Consider the following 20,287-nt stretch of genomic DNA (forward strand, 5'->3'; position numbering starts at 1 on the left):
GCTGGGGGACCTGGGGCGGTGTAGTTCGCGCCTTCTGTCGGGGGCCCCCGGGGGGCGCGCCCCCCCCCCCGCGGGGGGGGGCGCCCCCCCGGGCGGCGCCCCCCCCCCCCCACGGCCCAGCCGAAACGTCCGGCGGACCGCCGGCAGCCGACCGACCGGGGGGAGTTGTGGCCGAAGTGGGTACCGAGCACGCCCGGGGCGACGGACGCGCCACCGCCCTCGTCGTGGACCTCGACGCCTGGCCGCTCAGCCTGGACCCGTTCCACGTCGTGGACTTCAACCAGGCCCTCGTCCTGGACGCCCTGGTCGATCCGCTCACCCGCGACCTCGCCGACGGTCCCGGTACGGCGCCGTCCGCGCTCGCTTCGCTCACGCCTCTCGACGGGGACCGGGCCTGGCTGCTGCGGCCGGCCCCCGGGCAGTGCTGGGACGACGGCAGCCCGGTGCGGCCGGAGGAGATCGCCGCCGGTGTCCACCGGGCCTGGGGGCCCACCTGCCTGCCGCTGCCCGCCGCCTACGATCCCGAGGGCACCGGATCCCCTGTCGTCACCCGGGTCGTCCCCGACCCGGCGGACGGCGCTCCCGTCGTCGAGCTGCGCTCCCGGCTGCCGCTGCCCTACCTGCCGCAGCTGCTCGCCTTCCCCGGTGCCGCGCCCGTCCGGGAACGTCCCGACGGGGGCTGGACCGGAAGCGGCCCCTTCCGGCCCGTGCGGGCCGAGCGCGCCGAGGGCCGGATCGAGCTGTGCCGCAAGCCGTCCCGCCGCACCGGGCCCGGCACCCCCGACCGGCTCGTCTTCCAGGTGTACGCGGACCGTGCCGACGCGTTCGCAGCCCTGGCCGACGGCCGGCTCGACCTCTCGCTCAACACCGGTCTGTCCCCGGGCGAGTTCGCCTCGACGGCCTCTCGTCCCGGAGCGACCGTACGGGGCCTGTCCATGGCCTGCCAGCTGTGGGTGCACCCCGGCCTCGACAGCCCCCTCGCCACTCCGGCCGGGCGCCGCGCCTTCTCCGTCGGCTTCGACCGTGAGGCGGCGAGCGCCCTCCTCCACAAGGCGGTTCTTCCGCTGTCCCGCTACGCGGACCTCTGGGAGTCCCGGGAGCCGGGCGCCGATGCCGGCGCCCGGCCCACCGGGCCACTGCTTCCCGGGCGCCTTCCGCCACGGAGCCGACGAGCCGAACTCACCTTGAGTTACGCCGACTTCGCGCCGAACGGTGAGGCCTCCGCCCTCGTCGCGGCGGACCTCCACGAGCGCTTCGGCCATCCCGTACGGCTGCGTCCGCTGTCGTACGAGCGCTTCGCGCGGGCTGCCGCCACGCTCGACTACGAGCTGCTGTACGGCATCAATCCGGCTCCGCTGGCCCATGTGGCGGGCTTCCTCACCGGCTTCCACAGCACCTCCGGGCAGGCCCGCGCCTTCGGGTTCGCCGAGCCGGCCGTGGACGCGGCGCTCGACCGGGCGCTGCGCGCGGCCGGGGGGCCGGACGCGGAGCGGGCCTGGCGGGAGGCGGAGGCGGTGGTGCTCGACCACGCGCCGGTCGTGCCGCTGTTCCAGGTCAACAGCGTCACCCTGACCGGGCCGGGCTGCCCCGCGCCCGCCGTCGCCGCCACCGGCACCACGCACCTGGACGACCTGACCCGTACCACCGTGCCCGACCGCGACCACTGAAGGGCCGTACCGCATGACGCACAGCCCGGCCACCACCCCGCACAGTGCCGACGCCTCCGCGGCGACCGCCGACCGCGCCGTCCCGGCCGCGTCGGCCTCGTCCCGTGCCCGTACCCTCTTCCGTCCGGCCGACCGCTCCCCCGCCGAGCTCGCCGCGCTGGCCGCGCTGCTGCGCGCCGTCCCCGCCCGTCCCGTCCACCTCGACGGCTTCCTGCCGCACGAGCAGGCGCGGGCCCTCGGCGAGACGGTACGGGCCCTGCCCACGTGGGAGGCGTCGGCCGTCCTGTGGAACCCCGACCGGCTCGCCACCCGGCCGGCGACCCCGGAGGAGTGGCGCGCCGCCGCCCCCGAGGAGCGGGCCGCAGTCCGTGACGTGGCCCGGGGCATCCCGGCCCTGTTCGACGACGGCTCGCGCTATCCGGCCGAGCACCGCGCCCGGCTCTCCGACTTCTTCGTCTTCGCCGGCATGGGCACGGTCCTGCGCGATCTGCTGCATCGGTGGACGGCGTCGGGCAGCCCGCTGACCACCAACGTCGAGTTCGCGCGCTACCGGCACGGCGACACGCTCGGGGAGCACTCCGACGCGGAGTCGGACACCCTGTTCGTCCTCAACCTCTATCTGGACCCCGCCTACGGGGCGGATGACGGGGGCGTTCTCGGTTTCCGGGACGAGGAGGGCCGCGAGCACCTGATGCCGCCCCGCTTCAACAGCCTTTCCGTGATGCCGATCCGGCCCGGCTGCGTGCACTGGGTCACTCCCTGGCGGGCCGATCGGGTCGGGCGCCACACGGTCAGCATCGCCGCCGTTCCCGCGACCTCCGGTGAGGTGAAGTGACATGACACCCGGCATCGAGACCGGCCAGGCCGTGCCCGCGGAGGCCGAGTCGGACGCGGCCGCCCCGGGGGGCGGCTCCGTCGTCCTGGCCTTCCCTCCGCTGGTCGAGTCCAGTTTCGGGCGCTACTTCCCGTCGACCGCCGTCCTCGCCGGCTTCCTCCAGAGCCGCAGGATCCGCACCCACCAGTGGGACCTCAACGAGGATTTCGCCCTGCACCTGCTCGACCCCGGCCATCTCGCCGAGGCGGGCGCGGGCCGGCTCGTCGGCCTGGAAGGGTGCCACCCCGAGGAGATGAGCGCCGTCGCGGGCCGCTGGCTCGCCCGTCACCACGACGCCCTCTTCGACGAGGACGGCCGGCACGTCTTCGCCGCCGAGTCCGGCCCGGCGTTCCTGCTGGCCGCGCTGGCGCAGCCGTACCTGATCGACCCGGAGGCCGAGTGGCTGACCGATCCGGCGCTGCTGCGCTCGGACCGGACGCTGGTCTACCGCGCGTACTACGCCTCGCTCGACCTGGCCGCCCGGCTGCCCGCGGACGCCCGGCTCCTGGGCGTCTCCGTTCCGATGGGTCCGCAGTTGGTGCCCGCGCTGCTGCTCGCCGAGGCCGTCAAGCGGGTCCGGCCCGAGGTGCGGACCGTGCTCGGCGGTCCGACGCTCTCCCTGATGAACGAGGACGACCTCGCCCGTCTGCTGGACGTCCACCGTCAGGTCGACGCGGTCGTCCGCTTCGACGGCGAAGCCCCGCTGCTCGCCCTGTACCGACAGGCCGACGCCGGCGACTGGCGGCCGACCGAGGTCGCGGGAGTCTCCGCCGTCGCCGGCGGGGGGCCCGTCCACACCCCGCCCGCCCCGGGGATGCACCCCAACACGCTGCCGCCCGCCTCGTACGACCCCGCGCTGGTCGCCCGGCTCGTCGGCCTCGAGATGGGCATCGTCCAGGCGCGCGGATGCTACTGGGGCAAGTGCGACTACTGCGATTTCGTCGAGCTGTACGACGGTTCCCCGCCCTACCGGGGGCGCTCCGTGCAGAGCTTCATGGCCGAGCTGGAGCACCAGGTCGGCACGCACGGTGTGCGCCGGTTCGAGCTGATCACCGAGTCCATTCCGCCCGCGTTCGCCCGCCGGTTCTCCCAGGCGGTCCTCGACCGCGGTCTGGACATCACCTGGAACTCCTTCGCCATGGTGGACCGGCGTTTCGACGCCGAACTGCTCCAGCTGATGGTCCGGGCCGGCTGCGAGTACCTCGTGATCGGCATGGAGACCACCAACACCCGTGTCCTGAAGCTGGTCCACAAGTCCGCCGACCGCGAGGAGAACCTCCGCTTCATCCGCGAGGCCCACCAGGCCGGCATGAAACTGCGGATCAACCTGATCCCCGATCTGCCCTCCACCACCCTGGAGGAGGCCATGGACTCGCTGCGGGACGTGGCCGAGCTCGCCGACTGCGTCGAGTCCTTCACGGTCTTCCCGTTCGAGGCGACCCGCTCCTCCGAGGTGGGCCGCCGTCCCGAGCGCTTCGGCCTGGTCGTCGGGGGCGGCGACAGCGGGCTCGCCAACCAGGCGCAGTACGCGCTCAACCACCTCGGCAACATCGACCCGGCCATGACCCGCGAGGAACGCACCGGCGTCCACCGCGCCTACCAGGACTTCGCGATCGGTCACGGCTCCGCGCACATGCGGCGCACCGGCGACGAGTTCCTCGACCGGCTGCCCGGTGAGGACGAGGCGTTCCGGTTGGGGGTCGCGTCCCTGGACGTCCTTCCGCGCGGTGACGAGCTGGTCGTCACCCACGTCCTGCGCCGCGAGCGCACCGTCCTGCCCGCCGCCGTGGCCTCGGGGCTCGCCCCGTGGCTGGACGGGACGCCCCTGACCCGCCGCGACCTGACGCGGGTCTACGGCACGGCCGGCGGCACCGCGGTCCTGCGGCAGCTCGTCGAGGCCCGGTTGCTGACCGCCGTCGCCGCCACCGGGCGCCCGGAGCCGGCCCTGACCTGACCCCGCGCCCCTTCCGGCCGGTCCGCACCCCGCCCGTCCGGTCCGTACCGCCGCGCCGCGGCCCGGCGTCCGTCCCGCCCGTCCACCCCCGTCCGCGAGGAGAACCATGTCCAGCACCACGACACGGCCGTCGTCGCCGGTTCCGCCGTCCCTCTCCGGTGCCGCGCCCTACGTCGCGCCGCAGTACCTGACCGGGTCCACGGTCGAGCTGCTGCGCGACTGGTACCACGGGGAGCCGGTCCGTCCCCTGCATCTGCGGGACTTCCTGCGTCCCGAGTTCGTCACGGACCTCGCCGCCGCGATGCGCGCCATTCCCACGTGGTCGCGGCACGCCGCCACGTACGAAGGGCGCCTGGGCAAAACCGAGTTCTGGGACGAGGAGGTCGACGAGCAGGACGAGGTCACCATCGCCCAGTTCGTCGTCAAGGACATCCACGCCCTGCTCGACGAGGGCGCGATGGACGTCGCGCACCAGCGCACCCTGCAGGAGTTCTTCGTCTTCTCCGTGCTCTCCGACGCGCTGCGCGACTGGATCTCCTCCGGCACCGGTCTCGTCCTGCGCAAGCACACCACGATGGAACTGGCCGCCTACCGCCGGTCCGACGCCCTGGGCGCCCATCAGGACCTGGTGCCCGGCCGGGTCCTCGCGGTCAACTTCTACCTCGACGAGGAGTACACCCCGGAGGCCGGCGGACGGCTCGCCTTCCGCAACGGCGAAGACGAGGAGTTCTTCGTCGAGCCCGTCTTCAACAGCGTCTCCCTGATGCCCATCCGTGAGGACTGCTGGCACTGGGTCGAGCCCTTCACCCGGGACGCCGTCGGCCGCTACACCATCGCCATGGGGCAGCACCTGGAGGGAAGCTGAACACCGTCCGCCTGCTGCCCGCCGTCGCCGTCCACGAGACTCCGGACGAGACGCTGCTGACCCTCGGCCCCCGGCTGCTCCGCATCGGCGGGGCCCGGCCGGGGCTGGGCGAGGCGCTGCGACGGCTGCGCGAAGGCACCACACGGGAGGCGCTCGGGGCGGCCTGGCGCCCCGGCGCGGCCGCCGCGCTCCTGGCCGAGCTGCGGGAACTGGGCTGGGTCACGACCGAACCGGCCGTGACCGGGCGGGTTTTCGCCGACGAGTCGTACGCGCGGCAGGTCGACTACCTCGGCCTGTTCACCCCGGACACCGGCGCGGCGCAGCAGCGGCTGCTCGCCGCCCGGATCGGGGTGATCGGCATCGGGGGCATCGGGGGCATCGTCGCCCAGCACCTGGCGGCGGCCGGTGTGGGAAGGTTCTGGCTCGTCGACGACGACCGTGTGGCCCTGCACAACCTCAACCGGCAGTTCACCTATGCCCGTCGTGACCTGGGGCGGCCCAAGACCGAGGCCCTGGCCGACTATCTGGGCGCGATCCGTCCCGATGCCGAGACCGTCGGCGTGCGCAGGCGCGTCGCCACGACCGGCGACCTCGCCGCGTCGTTGCCCGGGGACCTGGATCTGGTGGTCGTGGCTGCCGACACCCCGCCCGGGCTGCCCGCCGTGGTCTCGGACTGGGCGGCCGGTACGGGCACGCCGACGGCGATCGGCGCGGTCGGCGTCGGCGTCGGCCTGTGGGGGCCGGTGCTCGACCCGTCCCGGGGCGGCTGCTGGAGCTGTTTCGAACGCGCCCGCCGCGCCGGACTCACCGACCGCGAACGGGAGATCGAGGACCGTTCCTCCGAACCCGCCCCCTTCTCCTTCGGCCCCGCCAATACAGTGGTCGCCGCCATGCTCGCGCACGACATCGTGGAGTTCCTCTGCAGCGGAACGTGCCCCACTCTCGGCCGGCGGGCGGCGCTGGACTTCACACGGCAGCAGATCACCCACAGCGAAGAGAGCATGTGCACGTGTCCGACGACCTCATGACCGATCAGCAGCAGGTACCGGAACAGCAGGCCGGTGGGACGCCGGCCTCGGAGGGACAGGCCGGGGAGAAACGGAGCGGGGGGGAACGGGGCGGCAAGAACAGGAAGCCGAAGAAGGCCTCGTTCCGGGGCACCGGTTTCCTGCGGCTGTGGACCGGTGAGACCCTGTCCCTCGCGGGCACCGAGATCACCTTCATGGCGATCGGCATCACCGCCGTGACCACCCTCGCGGCCACCCCGTGGCAGATGGGCGTCCTGGAGGCCGCCGAATCCGCCGCGGTGCTTCTGCTCGGACTGTCGGCGGGCGTCTGGGCGGACCGGTACGAGCGGCGCGCCCTCATGCTCGTGTCCAACGTGGCCCGGGGGCTGCTGCTCTTCGCGATCCCGCTGCTCTTCTGGCTCGACGCGCTCACCATGCCGGTCCTGTACGGGGTCGTCTTCCTGGTCGGCGCGTTCACCCTGCTCTTCGACAGCGCCATGTCGGCCTACCTGCCCCGGCTGCTGCCGCGCGGGCAACTGGAGCGCGCCAACTCGTGGATGGAGGCCAGCACCTCCGTCGGCACCGTCGCCGGGCCGGGAATCGCCGGTCTGCTCATCCAGGTCATGAGCGCGCCGGTCGCCCTGGTCGTGGACACCTTCTCGTACCTGATCAGCTGCTTCACGCTGGCCGGCCTGCCCAAGGCCGCGCCGTCCGCCGGTCCGGCGGACGGCGCGGACGCCACGGGCGGTGTGGCGGGAGACGAAGGCGGCGGGAGCGGGGCGAAGGCACCGGAGAAGAAGGAGTCGCACCGCGAGGCCGTGCTCAAGGGACTGCGTCTGCTGCGCGACGACCGCATCCAGCGCCCCATGATCCTCGCCGCCACCCACTTCAACATCTTCCACGCGATGTTCTTCGCGGTGCACACCCTCTTCGTGCTGCGCGTCCTCGGTTTCAGTCCCGGTCTGCTCGGCGCCACCAGCATGGCGGGCGGTGTCGCCGGGCTGCTCGGCGCCTCCTCCACCCCCTTCCTCACCCGGCTGCTCGGCCAGGGGCGGGCCCTCGTCCTGGCGTACGCCGCCCCCGGTGTCTCGGCGGTCCTCGTCCCGCTCGCCCAGCAGTGGGACAACCGTCCGCTCTCCATCGTCCTGGTGTCGGCCTCCACCTTCACCTGGACCTTCGCGGTCGTGGTCAACCTGGTCATCAGCGAGACCGTCAAGCAGAGCCTGGTCCCCGACCACCTGCTCGGCCGGGTCACCGCCACCACCCGCTTCGTCAGCTGGGGCTGTCAGCCGGTGGGCGCGCTGCTCGGCGGCTGGCTCGGCGGACGCCTCGGTCTCGCCGAGGTCATGTACGTGTCGGCAGCCGGTCTCCTCACGTCGGCGCTGTGGCCGCTGCTCAGCCCGGTCCGCGCACTGCGGGGCACCGAGGACGAGGAGGGCGACGAGGGCGTCCCGCCCGCCGGAGCGGGCCCTTCCGGCGACGAGCCGCATTCCGAGACCGCGCCGCCCACCGAGCCGTAGGAGCACCGTGCCCGTCCTCAACCCCGTCCGCCACACGCTCTCCAACGGTCTGCGGGTGGTCGTCTCGAAGGACCCGACCGTGCCGGTGGCCGCGATCTGCCTCTGGTACCGGGTGGGTTCCTGTGACGAGCCGCGCGGCCGGACCGGTCTCGCCCACCTCTTCGAGCACCTGATGTTCCAGGGCTCGACGCATGTGCCCGCCGGTGGGCACACCGCGGCCGTCGAGGACGCCGGCGGGCACACCAACGCCGCCACCGGCTTCGAGCGCACCGTCTTCCACAGCGTCGTCCCGGTCGGCCGGCTGGAGCTCGTCCTGTGGCTGGAGGCCGACCGCATGGGAGGTCTGCTCGACGCGCTGACCGCCGAGGGACTGGCCACCCAGCGGGACGTGGTGCTGAACGAACGCCGCGAGCGCTATGACAACGTCCCCTACGGGACCGGCTGGGAACAGCTGGTCGCCATGTCCTTCCCGGCCGGCCACCCCTTCCACGCCATGCCGGCCGGCAGCCCCGAGGACCTGCGGGCGGTCACCCTCGACGACTGCCGCGCCTTCTTCGGCCGCCACTACGGCCCCGACCGGGCGGTCCTCTCCGTGGTGGGCGACGTGTCCCCCGAGGCGGTCGTGGACCTGGCCGAGCGTCACTTCGGGCACATCCCGCCGTCCCGCACGGAGCCGTCTCCCGGCGCCCTCCCGGCGGCCGCCGTCACGCCGGGCGAGCCCTCGGACCCGGCCGAGGCGCGGCGGCACGTGGTGGAGCCGGTGCCGGGGCCCGCCTTCATGGCCGCGTACCAGCTCCCCGCGTACGGCGAACCGGGGTGTGCGGCCGCCGACCTGGCCCTGACCCTCCTCGGTGGCATGAGCAGCCGGGGCCTGCACGACCGGCTGGTGCGGCGCGACCAGCTCGCCCACACGGCTCGCGCGTCGCTGATGCCGCTGCGCAAGGCCCCGTCCCTCGGCCAGCTCAACGTACGGGCCCTGACCGGGGCCGCTCTCGCGGACGTGGAGCGCGCGGTGGACGAGGAGGTCGAACGGCTCGCCGACGGCGGGGTCACCGAAGACGCCCTGCGGGGGGCCCGGGCCCAGATCCGCCGGGACTGGCACGACCGGCTCGCGCATCCGGTCGGCCGTGCGGAGGAACTCTGCGCCCAGGAAGCGCACTTCGGCGACGCCACCCGCTGCGACCGGCACCTGGAGGGCGTCCTCGACGTCGGCGCGGCGGACGTCGGCGCGGCGGCCGGCGATCTCCTCGCCCCTGCGCGCCGCGCGGTCCTCACCTACGAGCCCGCGCGGGCCACGGCCTCTTGAGGCCGCGTCCGGAAGGTCTCGCACGGCCGTCGCGCACCGCCTCTCGACCGAGCCGGAGCCCCGGACGGTCACGGCGCCGCGATGCCCGTTCCCGAGCGGTGTGCCCCGTACCCACCGCCGTCGTCGACTCCCCGTTCCCCACCGGCTCGTCGTGAAGGGTTCCGCATGACTGCGCCCGCCTCCGCCTCCCCGCCCCACCTGGCCGCCGCGGGCCGCCGAGCCGCCGCTCCGCGGCCGAAGCGGCCCGTGCCGGTTCCCGTCGAGCCGTGGCTCTTCCCCGCGTTGCACGAGGACGTGCTGGCGAACGGTCTGACCCTGCTGACCTGTGACCGCCCCGGCCAGGAGGTGCTGAGCGTCGAGATCGTCGTGGCGGCGCCGCTCGCCCTCGAACCCCGGGAGCTGGAGGGCGTCCTCGGCATCACCACCAGCGCCCTCGTCGAGGGTGTGCCGGAGCTGAGCTCGCTCGACTTCATCCGTGAACTGGAGAACTGCGGTGCGACCCTCGGCGTCGGCGCCGAGCACGCGGGCTTGCGGATCACCCTGGACGTTCCGGTCCCCCATCTGGCCCGCGCCCTGTCCCTGCTGGTCCGCGCCATGCGCGAGCCGCTGTTGCCGGCCGCCTCGGTGGACCGGCTGGTCCGCTCGCGCGTCCACGCCCTGGTCCGTCACCAGGCGGACCCGGAGCGCCGGGCCGCCCTGGAACTGCACGGTGCCGTCTTCGACGCCTCGGACCGGCGCAGCCGTCCCGCGCGCGGCACGCGGGAAACCGTCGGCCGGATCGACCGGGACGCGGTCGTCGCCTGTCACCGTCGCTTCCTGCGCCCCGCCGTCACCACCGTGGTGGTCGCCGGCGACCTGTCCGGCAACGGCACCGAGGCGGCGCTGCGCAGGGTCCTGTCCTCGTGGGAGGGCGAGCCCGGTGCGCTGCCGGTGCCGCCCGCCCCGCCCGTACGGGACGACCCGGCCGTGATCGTGGTCGACCGGCCCGGGGCCGTCCAGACCAGGCTGGTCCTCGGCCGGGCCGCGACCGCGCGCACGGCGCCGGGCTGGGACGCGCTGCTCATCGGGAACCACAGTCTGGGCGGCTCGGTCAACGCCCGTCTCGACCGGGAGCTGCGGGAGGCCAAGGGGTACACGTACGGGTTCCACAGCCGGCTGCTCGCGGTCGTCCAGCATTCGCTCGCTGTGGTGACCGGTGCGGTGGAGACGTCGGTGACGGGTGAGGCGCTCGCCGACGTCCGGCGCATCCTGCGGGAGGTCGCCGAGCACGGGATCAGCGCGCAGGAGCGGTCGGCCGCGGTCGCGCAGATCGTGGACGCCGCGCCGCTGCGCTATCTCACGGCCTCCGCGGTCGCGGACGAGATCGCCGTACTGGTCCTCGACGGGCGCCCGCCGGCCACGCTGCCGGGCGCGTTCCGGCGGGCCGCGGCCGTCACCGCGGAGGAGGCCTCGGCAGCCCTGCGGGAGGCGTTCGTCCCGGACCGGCTGGTGACGGTGGCGGTCGGCGACGCCTCTCGGATCGGCGCAGCCGTCCAGGAAGCGGCGGGGTCACCGCCCCACATCGTCTGAGAACCGACGGACGGACGGGCGACCCGCCCGGCGTCCGGTGTGCCGCGCCGGCGCGGCGACCGTCCTGTCCCACGAGGAATCACCCCGAAATGACTGTGCCGATCCTTCAGCAGATCTTCGACGACGCGTACCACCGCGATCCGTACCCCACCTACGCACGCCTGCGCGCCGAGGGCGGCGTGCATCCCGTGGCCCTCCCCGACGGGTCCCCGGTCTGGCTCGTCACCACGGAGGCCGAGGTGCGCGCGGGCCTCACGAACCCCCTGCTCTCGGTGAACAAGGACCACGCCGGCCCCGGGTTCAAGGGCTTCTCCCTGCCACCCGCGCTGGACGCCAACCTCCTCAACCTCGACGCCCCGGACCACCTGCGCCTGCGCAGGCTGGTGTCGAAGGAGTTCACCCCACGACGCGTCGAGAACCTCGGCGCCAAGGTGCGGCAGACCTGCGAGGCGCTGGCCCGGCGCCTCCACGACGACATCACGACGAACGGCGCGGCCGACCTGGTCGCGGACCTGGCCGCCCCCTTTCCCCTCGCCGTCGTCGGCGACCTGCTCGGCGTTCCCGAACAGGACCGCGGCCCCTTCGCCTCCTGGGTCGGCGCCATGCTGGAACCCAAGAGCCCCGGGGACGTCGCGGCCGCCGTCGCCCACATCCACGACTACCTGCTCCACCTCATCGCACTGCGCCGACGCGCCCCCGACGGCAACCTGATCTCCGGACTGATCTCGGTCCGGGACGAACAGGACCGGCTCAGCGAGAACGAGCTGCTGTCCCTCGCGTTCCTCATCCTCATGGCCGGCATCGACAACACCCAGCACGTGATCAGCGGCGGAGTCCTGACGCTCCTGCAGCATCCCGAGCAGCTCGACGCCCTGCGCGCCGACCCGCACCTGCTGCCCGAGGCCGTCGAAGAGCTCCTGCGCCACGCCACCCCCAACCACACCGCCATCCGGCGCTTCCCGACCACGGACGTCGAGATCGGAGGCACGGTGGTGCCGGCCGGGGACACGGTGCTGCTGTGTCTGGCGTCCGCCCATCGCGACCCCACGCGCTATCCCGACCCCGACCGGTTCGACATCGGTCGACAGGACAAGGCGCACCTCGCCCTCGGCCACGGACTGCACTACTGCCTCGGCGCTCCCCTGGCCCGCCTGCAGATCCGTGTCGCACTGGACGTGATCACACGCACCTTCCCCGGGCTCGCCCTTTCCCTGCCCGCGGAGGAGCTCCCTTGGCGGCGGTCCTTCCGGTCACACGCGCTCAAGCAGCTCCCCGTCACCCTGGAAGCCCGTTCCTGAACCCGCCTGCCGAGTCCGGAGCTCAGGCCGTACACGACCGGTGCGCCGCGGACGGTCGTCACGCCGAGGGAGTCGGGTGGATCCTGGTCGGCGTTCAGCGGGATGTCCGCCGCGGGCCGGCCGGCTCGTACGTCCCAGACCCGGACGTGCGCCGGAGCGACGTCCCTCCCGTCCTCCGGTGGACGGGCCGCGACAGCGGTGAAGGCGAAGAACCTTCCGTCGGAACTGAACGACGCCACGGCCCGGGCACCGGTACCGGGCCGGAACCGCACCCCCGGTGTGGTGCCCGGCGATCGGCCGTCCCGGGTCTCTCGGAGTTCGAAGGACAGCTCGGTGAGCCCGTTCTGGTGGAGCGGCTCCAGGGGCCCCGGTGACGGTGTCGATCCGCTCCACTTCCCTCTCCCTCAGCACGGCCAGGGTCCTGCCGTCCGGGCTGAACTGCAGGGTGCCGGAACGGCAGGAGGACCGGGGCACCTCGTTCGGGATGCCGGAGCCCTTCAGAGGCCGTACTTTCCCGTCGGGCAGGTTCCGGAGCTCGATCCGGCCCGCCGGCCCGCACCGGGCGAACAGGGTGCCGTCACGACTCACGGCGACAGCGCTCGGGAGCGTGGTCCCGGGCAGCGACAGAAGCTGCTTCCGGGTGGGCAGGTCCGCACCACGGGCGAGGGACGGCGCCGCCCACTCCGCGCCGGCCACGTCCACGGGCTCTTCTACGTGAGGTCCGGCGCGGCCCTCGACTACAACTGCCTCCAGTCTTCCGTCTGGAGGGCCTGCCCGCGCCTGCTCGTCCGCTGCTGAGCCCGTCGGACCACCGGCACGGCACCTTCCGCATACCGTTGTCCGATCCCGGGGGCGGCCTCCCTCACCCGGGTACGCGGAGGGTGCGGACCACTTCCCGCCTCGTGCGCCGGACCGAAGACGGTCCGGCGCACGAGGCGAGCTGCGCTCTGGCCGGGGCCGACCGGGTGAGGGGGGATCGTTCCTGCGCCCGGTCGGGGCCCTGAGCGGCGGGAATCCGGCGCGGCCCACGGCTAGCGTCTGCCTTCCCGTCCGTCAGACCGCGGTCCGCGGCGGCGCTACGGCCGTTCTCGACCACCCGCCCCGAACAGGAGAGCGTCGTGTCCACGCCGATGATCGACCACACCGTCAAGGAGCACAGTCCCCACGTCGCGTACTGGATGGTCCAGGCCGCCGACCTCGCCTACAAGGACGAGACCACCATCGAGGCGAAGGCCCACGAGTGGGGCTTCGAGCGCGTGCGGCACCACCGGACGCGTTTCACGCCGCCGTTCCCGCTGGAGGACACCCAGGCGTACACGATCGCCAGCGACAGGATGATCATCACCGGGTTCCGGGGCACCGAGCCCGCTCAGATCCGCGACTGGCTCTCCGACGCCACCACCCCGCCCTGGCCCGGCCCGGCGAACACCGGCTACATCCACCACGGCTTCGGCCGGGCCCTCGACTCGATCTTCCCCACGGTCAAGGCCACGCTCGCCGACTTCCGCGACAACGACCAGACCGTGTGGTTCACCGGCCACAGCCTCGGCGGCGCGCTCGCCATGCTCGCCGGCTGCCGCATGTATCTGGAGGCACCCCGCCTGCAGGCCGACGGCATCTACACCTACGGCCAGCCCCGCACCTGCGACCGACTCCTGGCCGCCTCGTGCAACAAGGGCTTCAAGGACCGTCTTCACCGCTACGTCAACAACAACGACGTCGTCCCGCAGCTGCCCCCGGAGCCCGCCTACACCCACGTCGACACGCTTCACTACATCGACTCGAACGGCCGCGTCCGCTCCTCCACGCCGCTGCTCGGAATGCTGACCGACCACGTCAAGGGCGCCACCGCCGACCTCCTCGCTCCCGCGAGCGACGGCCTGCGCGACCACCCCGTCAAGAACTACATCGCCGCCCTGGAGAAGAACCTCGTATGAGGGCCGGCTCCTTGAACCTCTGGGACGATCGTCCGGATCGCTTTGCCGGACGAGCGGCCGCGTTCCACCAGGACCTCGAATCCGAGGGGCCGCCGGACCGGGCACAGGAACAGGGCCAGGGACAGGGCGTGTCCCTGCAGTAGCAGCAGAGGCGGCACGCTCTGCCGGGCCCCGCTTCCGTGGTGTGCCGGGGCGCGGGTCGTACAGCGCGTGCCGCCAAGTCGTACTGTGCCGTGCTGTGCCGGCGGCTTCAGGTGAGGTCGGTGGCGGGCTCGGTCGCGTAGCGGCTCATCGCGTCGGTGTTGGCCTGGGGCGTCAGTGGCCGGCCGTCGGCCAGTACCTCCTGGAGTTCTCGGAAGTACTGCACGTACAGGTCGGGGGTGAAGGTGCTGAGCATGACGGCGGGTTCACCGGTCGGGTTGGCGAAGGTGTGCGGGGTGCCGGGCGGAACCATCACGAGCGTGCCCGCGGCGGCGTCGTGATCCTGGTCCCCGACGGTGAACCGCACGGTGCCGGAGAGGATGTAGAAACCCTCGTCGTGTCGGGCGTGGCGGTGCTGCGGCGGTCCCTGGGTGTGCGGGGCGAGGACGGACTCGGCGATCGCGAGACGGTGCCCGGTGTGGCTGCCGTCCTCCAGAACGCGCATGCGGGTGGTGCCCAGGACGATCGTCTCGCCGTCGCCGGGACCCACCACCGATACGGCGGGGCCGGTCTGCGGCTCGCTGGTCTTCGCTTCTTCGGTCATGTCCACCAGTGCACCGCCGGGGCTTCGCCGGTGTCCAAGACCCCTTCCGCGGCGCCGATGCCTCGTGGGTATCGTTGCGGCGTGGAGCTACGGACCTTGCGCTACTTCGTGGCGGTCGCCGAGGAACTCCACTTCGGCCGGGCCGCCACCCGACTGCACATGAGCCAGCCACCGCTGAGCCGGGCGATCAAGCAGTTGGAGGCCGAGGTCGGCGCCCTGCTGTTCGTCCGCTCGCCCACGGGGGTCACGCTCACTCCGGTGGGCTCGGTGCTGCTCGACGAGGCGCGGGCCCTGCTCGACCATGCCGATCGCGTCCGGGGACGCGTGAGCGCGGCGGCCGGTGCCGCGACCCTCACCATCGGCATCCTGGGCGACGGCACCGACCCCGGAGTGGCCAGACTCGCCGCCGCCCACCGCCGAAGCCGACCCGGCGTCGACATCCGCGTCCGCGACACCGATCTGACCGACCCGACCTGCGGGCTGCGCGCCGGGCTGGTCGACGTCGCGCTGACTCGGGCGCCGTTCGACGAGACCGCTCTGACGGTGCGTACCCTGCGTACCGATCCGGTCGGCGTGGTCCTGCGCGCCGACGATCCGCTGGCCGGCCGCGACGGCCTACGGCTGGCCGAGCTGAGCGACCGCCGCTGGTTCCAGTTCCCCCAGGGCACCGACCCCCTCTGGCAGTCGTACTGGAACGGCGGCAGGCCACGCGAGGGCCCAGTGGTGCGCGCCGTCCATGAATGCCTGCAGGCCGTGCTGTGGAACGGCACGGTCGGCCTGGCCCCGCTCGGGCACGACCTGCCCGCGCAGCTGGCCGGGGTTCCCTTGACCGACATGCCGCCGAGTCGAGTGGTGGCGGTGTGGAACGAGGGCGACACCAACCCGTTGGTCCGCTCCTTCATCGAGATCGCGACAGCCGCGTACCGTCACTGAGGACCGGCGGCCATGAGGGCGGCGAGGGGGGTCGGCTGTAGGACGCGGGTTCGTCGGCTGCAGGACGCGCGGGTTCGTCGGCTGTGTGAGACATCCCTCTCCCGTCGTCATGGCGCTGACGGCCCGGGAGGTCGACCATGGAGTCATGACCTCCTCGCCCCGCCCGCCGCACGTCGGCGGCCGACCGGATCCGATGGACGGGACCGCCGCGCCCGGTGGGGAGTCCGCTCCCGCCCGCGGGTACCTGCTGGACAACGCGCGCGCCGAGGCGGGCGAGCGATTCGTCTGGCTGGCCGAGCTGTTCGACGGTGTGACGCGCGGGCACTTCGATCGGCTGGGGGTCGGGGCCGGCTCGCGCTGCTGGGAAGTGGGGGCCGGTGGCCCCGGCATCCCGGAGGCGCTCGCGGCGGCCGTCGGTCCGACCGGACACGTGCTGGCCACGGACATCGACCCGTCGTGGCTGGAGGCAGGCGACGGGTACGAGGTGCGCCGGCACGACATCGCCGCTGATCCGCCCCCGGAACCGGGGACGTTCGACCTGGTGCACGCCCGGCTCGTACTGGTCCACGTACCCGACCGGGCCCGTGCGCTGGCCACGATGGTGGCAGCGCTGCGGCCCGGCGGCCGACTGCTGGTCGAGGACGCCGATACCGCTCTGCAGCCACTGGCGTGCCTGGACGACAGCGGCCCTGCGCAGCGGCGGGCCAACCGGCTGCGCGACGCGGTCCGGGAACTGCTGTCACGCCGCGGCGCGGACCTGCGCTACGGGCGGACACTGCCGCGGGCACTGCGCGAGGCCGGCCTGGTGGACGTCGCCGCGGCGGGCTCTTTCCCGGTCGGCGGCCTGGCCTGCGACCGGCTTGAGGCGGCGACCATCCGGCACGTACGTGGCGAGTTGCTCGCGGCCGGTCTGGCCGACGACGCCGAGATCGACGCGCACCTGGCCGCCGTCCAGGCGGGCGAACTCGACCTGACGCTCGCGCCGCTGATCTCGGCCTGGGGACGCCGTCCGGCCGAGCACCCTCCGGCACTCGGTTAGGTAGGGATCCAGGCTTCGTCCGACCTGTCCACAGCACTGTTCGTCGGGGAAGCCGGGCGGCTCGCGCGGGTGCGCGCCGCGCGTCACCGGAGCCGGGCCGGCCCGCGCGGGCGTGGACGGCGAAGCCCCACTGGCCCGGATCGCTCCGGGTGCGGTCTCCGGCTTGATCAGGCCGAGAAGTCGGCGGCGTTGTCCGAGAAGGAGCGCGAGAAGGAGCGGTAGAGCCGAAGGGGCTGTTCGGGCCCCTGGAACTGCTCGAACCGGCGCTGCCGACGGTACCCGTCGACGACGAGCGGACGCCCGTCCTTCATGGCGCGCTCGATACCGGTGACGGACACGGACGGGGGCTGCCTCCCCCACTCCGCAGACTCCCGGATCCTGGCCGAGGCACTCGCCATGTCGAGACGGTCGAGGACTGCGTCGAGAAGACCTGCGAGATCGTCACCAACAACACCGCCCTGTACGACGACGTTCACCATGAACGACGTCCCCCGGCCGTGTTCCTCGACGCGGTCCTCCACGAACTGGCAGCGGTCCTGAAGAAGTCCGGGTCCGGCTGCCCCTCCACCGACCCCTGGCGGCGCACCAGAACGTGCGTGCCCCCTTGGCCGCCCGTACGGTCGACACGGACCCCACAGGACGGGATCCCCCGGAGTCGGTCCCGCGTCCCCGCACGTGCGCGGGACCGACTCGCATCGCGTCAGACCGTGAACCGGCCGATGACGGGGGGTTCGTCGGAGGGCGTCGGGTCCTGTTCGGTGTGCGCGCCGTCGCGCGTCACCATGCACGGCGGAGGCGGCCGGGGCGTCCGTCATCGGTTCTCATGAAAGCTGTGCTTCCGTCAGGCCCCTGGAAACCCGGCTTCATCGGGCACCCGCCCGGTCTGTCGCCGTCGGTTGCCGGCACCTGAGCACTGCGGTGCCCGGTCGGCGGCCGGGCGTACATCGTCGGCGGCCGAGGCGTCAGCGGCTCAGGAGAAGGCCGTCCACCAGGGACCGGAGCCCGTCCAGGTAGGTGTCCTCGGCGGTCAGCGGCGCCCACCGGTCCGCCACCTGTGCCAAGCGGGGCAGCTCGTGCGGGTCGAGCTCGGCGAAGGCCCGCTCCCGGTACGTCGTACGGTCGTCGCCCGCGCGTCGCCGGGCCGCTGTCGCCCTGACCACGATCTCCCCGGCGGTGTAGTACCAGATCGCGCGATACCCGTGCACGGCCCGGTCGGGGGAGAGACCGCAGGCGGCCAGGCCGTCGACGATCTGCTCGACGAACCACAGCGCGGTCGTGGACATCAGGTTGTCGGCGGTCAGTACCTCCACGATCCAGGGGCAGGCGACGAGCGCCTCGTGGATGGCGGCGGCAGCGACGACGACCCGCTCGCGGGGGTCGGCGGGCAGTTCGGGTCGGCGCAGGGTCCGGGCGGCGTAGTCGTCCAGCAGGAGGACGAGCAGTTCTTCCTTGTCGCGGACGTGGTGGTAGAGCGCCATCGGCGTACTGCCGACCTCTGTGGCCAGCCGCCGCATGGTCAGCCGGTCCACGCCTCCCTCGTCCACGATCCGGCGGGCTGTCTCGATGATCTCCTCACGTGAGATACGGGAAGGTCGGCCCAGGGCCTTGCGGGGTGCGGACGGTTGCGGCATGGCCCCATCTTCCCCCAGGTGTCACCTCCCCGGTGTCGACAGGGACGATCCCCGGGCGCTAACTTTTCTTACATGTATAGAAACTCTCGAGGGAGACCTGGCACGGTGCTGGCGGCAGCCGCCGTCGCCCAGTTCGTGTTCGCCCTGGACATGTCCGTGGTCAACGTCGCGTTACCCGCGATCCGTACGGCACTGGGGTTCGCACCGCTCGACCTGTCATGGGTCGTGCACGTGTACGCGCTCGCTTTCGGCGGATTCCTGCTCCTGGGGGGCCGTGCCTGTGACCTGTACGGCCGACGTCGGATGTTCGTGCTGGGACTGACCGTCTTCGGGCTGTGTTCGCTGGCGGGCGGGCTGGCCCAGACCCCCTGGCACCTGATCGCCGCCCGCGCAGGGCAGGGTCTGGGCGCCGCCGCGGCCGCGCCGGCCGCGCTGGCGCTGCTCACCACCACCTTCGCCGAGGGCCCCCGGCGTGTCCGCGCGCTGGGGGTGTGGAGCGCGGTGAACGCCGCGGGCGGCGCCCTGGGCGTGCTGGCGGGTGGGCTGCTGACCGAGTACGCGGGCTGGCGCTGGATCATGCTGATCAACCTGCCCCTCGTGGCGACGGCCCTCGTGCTCGTCCCGGCGGGGGTTCCCGCCGAAGCGTCACCCGCCCGGCGCGAGAGGCTGGACGCGCTGGGCGCCGTCCTGGCGACCGGCGGAGTCGGGCTGCTGGTGCTCGGCGTCGTCCGTACCGAGGCCCTCGGCTGGGGCTCTCCGGTCACGTGGACGACCCTCGCCGCCGCGGCCGTGCTGCTGGCCGGCTTCGTCGTCGCCGAGTCGAGGGCCACCGCACCTCTGCTGCGCCTCGGCCTGCTGCGCAGCCGTTGGGTCGCCGACGCGAACGTGCTCGTGTTCCTGGCCGCGGCCGGGCAGTTCACCGCGTTCTACTTCGTGTCCCTGTACATGCAGCAGGTCCTGGGCCTGGGCGCGGCAGCGACCGGCACCGCATTCCTGCCCTTCTCCCTGGGCCTGGTCGCGGGAACCGTCGTCGCGACCCGCGTCACCGCGGCACGCACACCCCGCGCGTCCCTGGTGCCCGGCGCCCTGCTGGCCGCCGCGGGCCTGGCCTGGTTCGCCCTCATCAGCCCCGAAGGCAGCTTCCTCACCGACGTCCTCGGGCCGTCCCTCGTCACCAGTGTCGGCGCCGGACTGGTCCTGGCTCCGGTCACCGCCGCCGCGACCACCGGCGTCGCCCCGCGCGAGGCCGGTACGGCGTCCGGCCTGATGAACAGCTCCCGCCAACTCGGCGGCTCCATCGGCCTGGCCGCACTGGCCACCGCCGCCGCGCACCACACCGGCACGGCCACCGACCCCGCCGCGCTGAGCGCCGGCTACGCGCTGGGCCTGACCATCGCCGCCGCCGTTTTCGTGCTCGCGGCGGTCGTGGCAATCGTCGTACTGCCGCGCCGCCGGGCCGTCACGCCTGTGCCCCGGTCCACCGCCCCCGCAGAGAACCAGCTGGAAGGAACCCCGTCATGACGACCACCACCGTCGACCTGTTCGCCTCGGCGCTGCACTTCCACCCCGACGGTGACGTCCGAGCCGTCGCACGACAGATGACGAGCAGCGGCTCCGGCGCCTGGCAGATCGCCGTGTTCCACGTGGAGACCGACGCCGACGTGCACGCCGACCACTGGGAGATGCACCCGGCGGCCGAGGAAGCGGTGTGCTGCCTGACCGGCGGCGCCCGCCTCTACTTCCGTCCCGACAGGCCCGGCGGCGCCGAGGACATGGTGCGCTTGCAAGCGGGCTCCGCCGTGGTCGTCCCCCGCGGTCGCTGGCACCGCCTGGAACTGGACGCCCCCAGCGACCTGATGTCGATCACCCGGCGCGACGGCACCCGCCTCGAGAAGCGCACCGAGACCCACTGAGCGGACGGCCGCGTCTCGGCCGCGCCTCC

At 73.3% G+C, this 20,287-nt stretch carries 17 protein-coding genes; 14 read left to right on the top strand and 3 right to left on the bottom strand.

Going from position 1 to position 20,287, the window contains the following annotated elements:
• Window positions 1-176 precede the first annotated feature (176 nt).
• From ACIGW4_RS29315 to ACIGW4_RS29360, 10 genes are all read left to right on the top strand, one after another.
• Window positions 177-1,667, top strand: coding sequence for an ABC transporter substrate-binding protein (locus ACIGW4_RS29315; protein ID WP_399583853.1), 1,491 nt, complete (start codon window positions 177-179; stop codon window positions 1,665-1,667).
• A 13-nt stretch (window positions 1,668-1,680) separates the two neighbouring features.
• A complete protein-coding gene (locus ACIGW4_RS29320) occupies window positions 1,681-2,502 on the top strand; it encodes a hypothetical protein (RefSeq protein WP_399583856.1) in 822 nt (273 codons plus the stop codon).
• A 1-nt stretch (window position 2,503) separates the two neighbouring features.
• Window positions 2,504-4,495 (top strand): B12-binding domain-containing radical SAM protein, encoded by a 1,992-nt coding sequence (locus ACIGW4_RS29325; protein ID WP_399583859.1) that lies wholly within the window; start codon window positions 2,504-2,506, stop codon window positions 4,493-4,495.
• A gap of 106 nt (window positions 4,496-4,601) precedes the next feature.
• Window positions 4,602-5,360, top strand: a complete 759-nt coding sequence (locus tag ACIGW4_RS29330) for a 2OG-Fe(II) oxygenase (RefSeq protein WP_398711978.1) — start codon at window positions 4,602-4,604, stop codon at window positions 5,358-5,360.
• A 236-nt stretch (window positions 5,361-5,596) separates the two neighbouring features.
• Window positions 5,597-6,388 (top strand): HesA/MoeB/ThiF family protein, encoded by a 792-nt coding sequence (locus tag ACIGW4_RS29335; RefSeq protein WP_399583862.1) that lies wholly within the window; start codon window positions 5,597-5,599, stop codon window positions 6,386-6,388.
• A complete protein-coding gene (locus tag ACIGW4_RS29340; protein ID WP_399583865.1) occupies window positions 6,370-7,887 on the top strand; it encodes an MFS transporter in 1,518 nt (505 codons plus the stop codon). The genes ACIGW4_RS29335 and ACIGW4_RS29340 overlap by 19 nt, the downstream gene beginning before the upstream one ends.
• 7 nt (window positions 7,888-7,894) lie before the next feature.
• Window positions 7,895-9,193, top strand: a complete 1,299-nt coding sequence (locus ACIGW4_RS29345; protein ID WP_123457834.1) for a pitrilysin family protein — start codon at window positions 7,895-7,897, stop codon at window positions 9,191-9,193.
• Window positions 9,194-9,358: 165 nt separating this feature from the next.
• Window positions 9,359-10,762, top strand: a complete 1,404-nt coding sequence (locus ACIGW4_RS29350) for a pitrilysin family protein (protein ID WP_148086956.1) — start codon at window positions 9,359-9,361, stop codon at window positions 10,760-10,762.
• A gap of 89 nt (window positions 10,763-10,851) precedes the next feature.
• Window positions 10,852-12,060, top strand: a complete 1,209-nt coding sequence (locus ACIGW4_RS29355) for a cytochrome P450 (protein WP_399583869.1) — start codon at window positions 10,852-10,854, stop codon at window positions 12,058-12,060.
• A gap of 1,118 nt (window positions 12,061-13,178) precedes the next feature.
• A complete protein-coding gene (locus ACIGW4_RS29360; RefSeq protein ID WP_399583872.1) occupies window positions 13,179-13,997 on the top strand; it encodes a lipase family protein in 819 nt (272 codons plus the stop codon).
• Window positions 13,998-14,247: 250 nt separating this feature from the next.
• Here ACIGW4_RS29360 and ACIGW4_RS29365 read toward each other — a convergent pair whose 3' ends face one another.
• Window positions 14,248-14,742 carry a cupin domain-containing protein gene (locus ACIGW4_RS29365; RefSeq protein ID WP_359587327.1) on the bottom strand — a complete coding sequence of 165 codons (495 nt, stop codon included), beginning with the start codon at window positions 14,740-14,742 and terminating at the stop codon, window positions 14,248-14,250.
• 57 nt (window positions 14,743-14,799) lie between these two features.
• On the opposite strand from ACIGW4_RS29365, the gene ACIGW4_RS29370 reads away from it, so the two are divergent.
• Together ACIGW4_RS29370 and ACIGW4_RS29375 are read left to right on the top strand one after the other, a co-directional pair.
• A complete protein-coding gene (locus tag ACIGW4_RS29370) occupies window positions 14,800-15,675 on the top strand; it encodes a LysR family transcriptional regulator (protein ID WP_399583876.1) in 876 nt (291 codons plus the stop codon).
• Window positions 15,676-15,868: 193 nt separating this feature from the next.
• Window positions 15,869-16,714 carry a methyltransferase domain-containing protein gene (locus ACIGW4_RS29375; protein WP_399583959.1) on the top strand — a complete coding sequence of 282 codons (846 nt, stop codon included), beginning with the start codon at window positions 15,869-15,871 and terminating at the stop codon, window positions 16,712-16,714.
• A 167-nt stretch (window positions 16,715-16,881) separates the two neighbouring features.
• Here the strand turns inward: ACIGW4_RS29375 and ACIGW4_RS29380 are convergent, their stop codons facing one another.
• On the bottom strand, window positions 16,882-17,235 hold the full coding sequence (locus ACIGW4_RS29380; protein ID WP_399583878.1) for a hypothetical protein: 354 nt from the start codon (window positions 17,233-17,235) through the stop codon (window positions 16,882-16,884).
• A gap of 441 nt (window positions 17,236-17,676) precedes the next feature.
• Window positions 17,677-18,345, bottom strand: a complete 669-nt coding sequence (locus ACIGW4_RS29385; protein WP_399583881.1) for a TetR/AcrR family transcriptional regulator — start codon at window positions 18,343-18,345, stop codon at window positions 17,677-17,679.
• A gap of 72 nt (window positions 18,346-18,417) precedes the next feature.
• Between ACIGW4_RS29385 and ACIGW4_RS29390 the strand changes: the two genes are divergently transcribed.
• Window positions 18,418-19,866 carry an MFS transporter gene (locus ACIGW4_RS29390; RefSeq protein ID WP_399583883.1) on the top strand — a complete coding sequence of 483 codons (1,449 nt, stop codon included), beginning with the start codon at window positions 18,418-18,420 and terminating at the stop codon, window positions 19,864-19,866.
• The gene (locus ACIGW4_RS29395; RefSeq protein ID WP_359587321.1) at window positions 19,863-20,258 is read left to right on the top strand and encodes a cupin domain-containing protein; all 396 of its coding nucleotides are present in this window, start codon (window positions 19,863-19,865) and stop codon (window positions 20,256-20,258) included. The genes ACIGW4_RS29390 and ACIGW4_RS29395 overlap by 4 nt, the downstream gene beginning before the upstream one ends.
• Window positions 20,259-20,287: the final 29 nt, after the last annotated feature.

This window comes from Streptomyces sp. NPDC053513 (assembly GCF_044544765.1).
GTDB lineage: Bacteria > Actinomycetota > Actinomycetes > Streptomycetales > Streptomycetaceae > Streptomyces > Streptomyces litmocidini.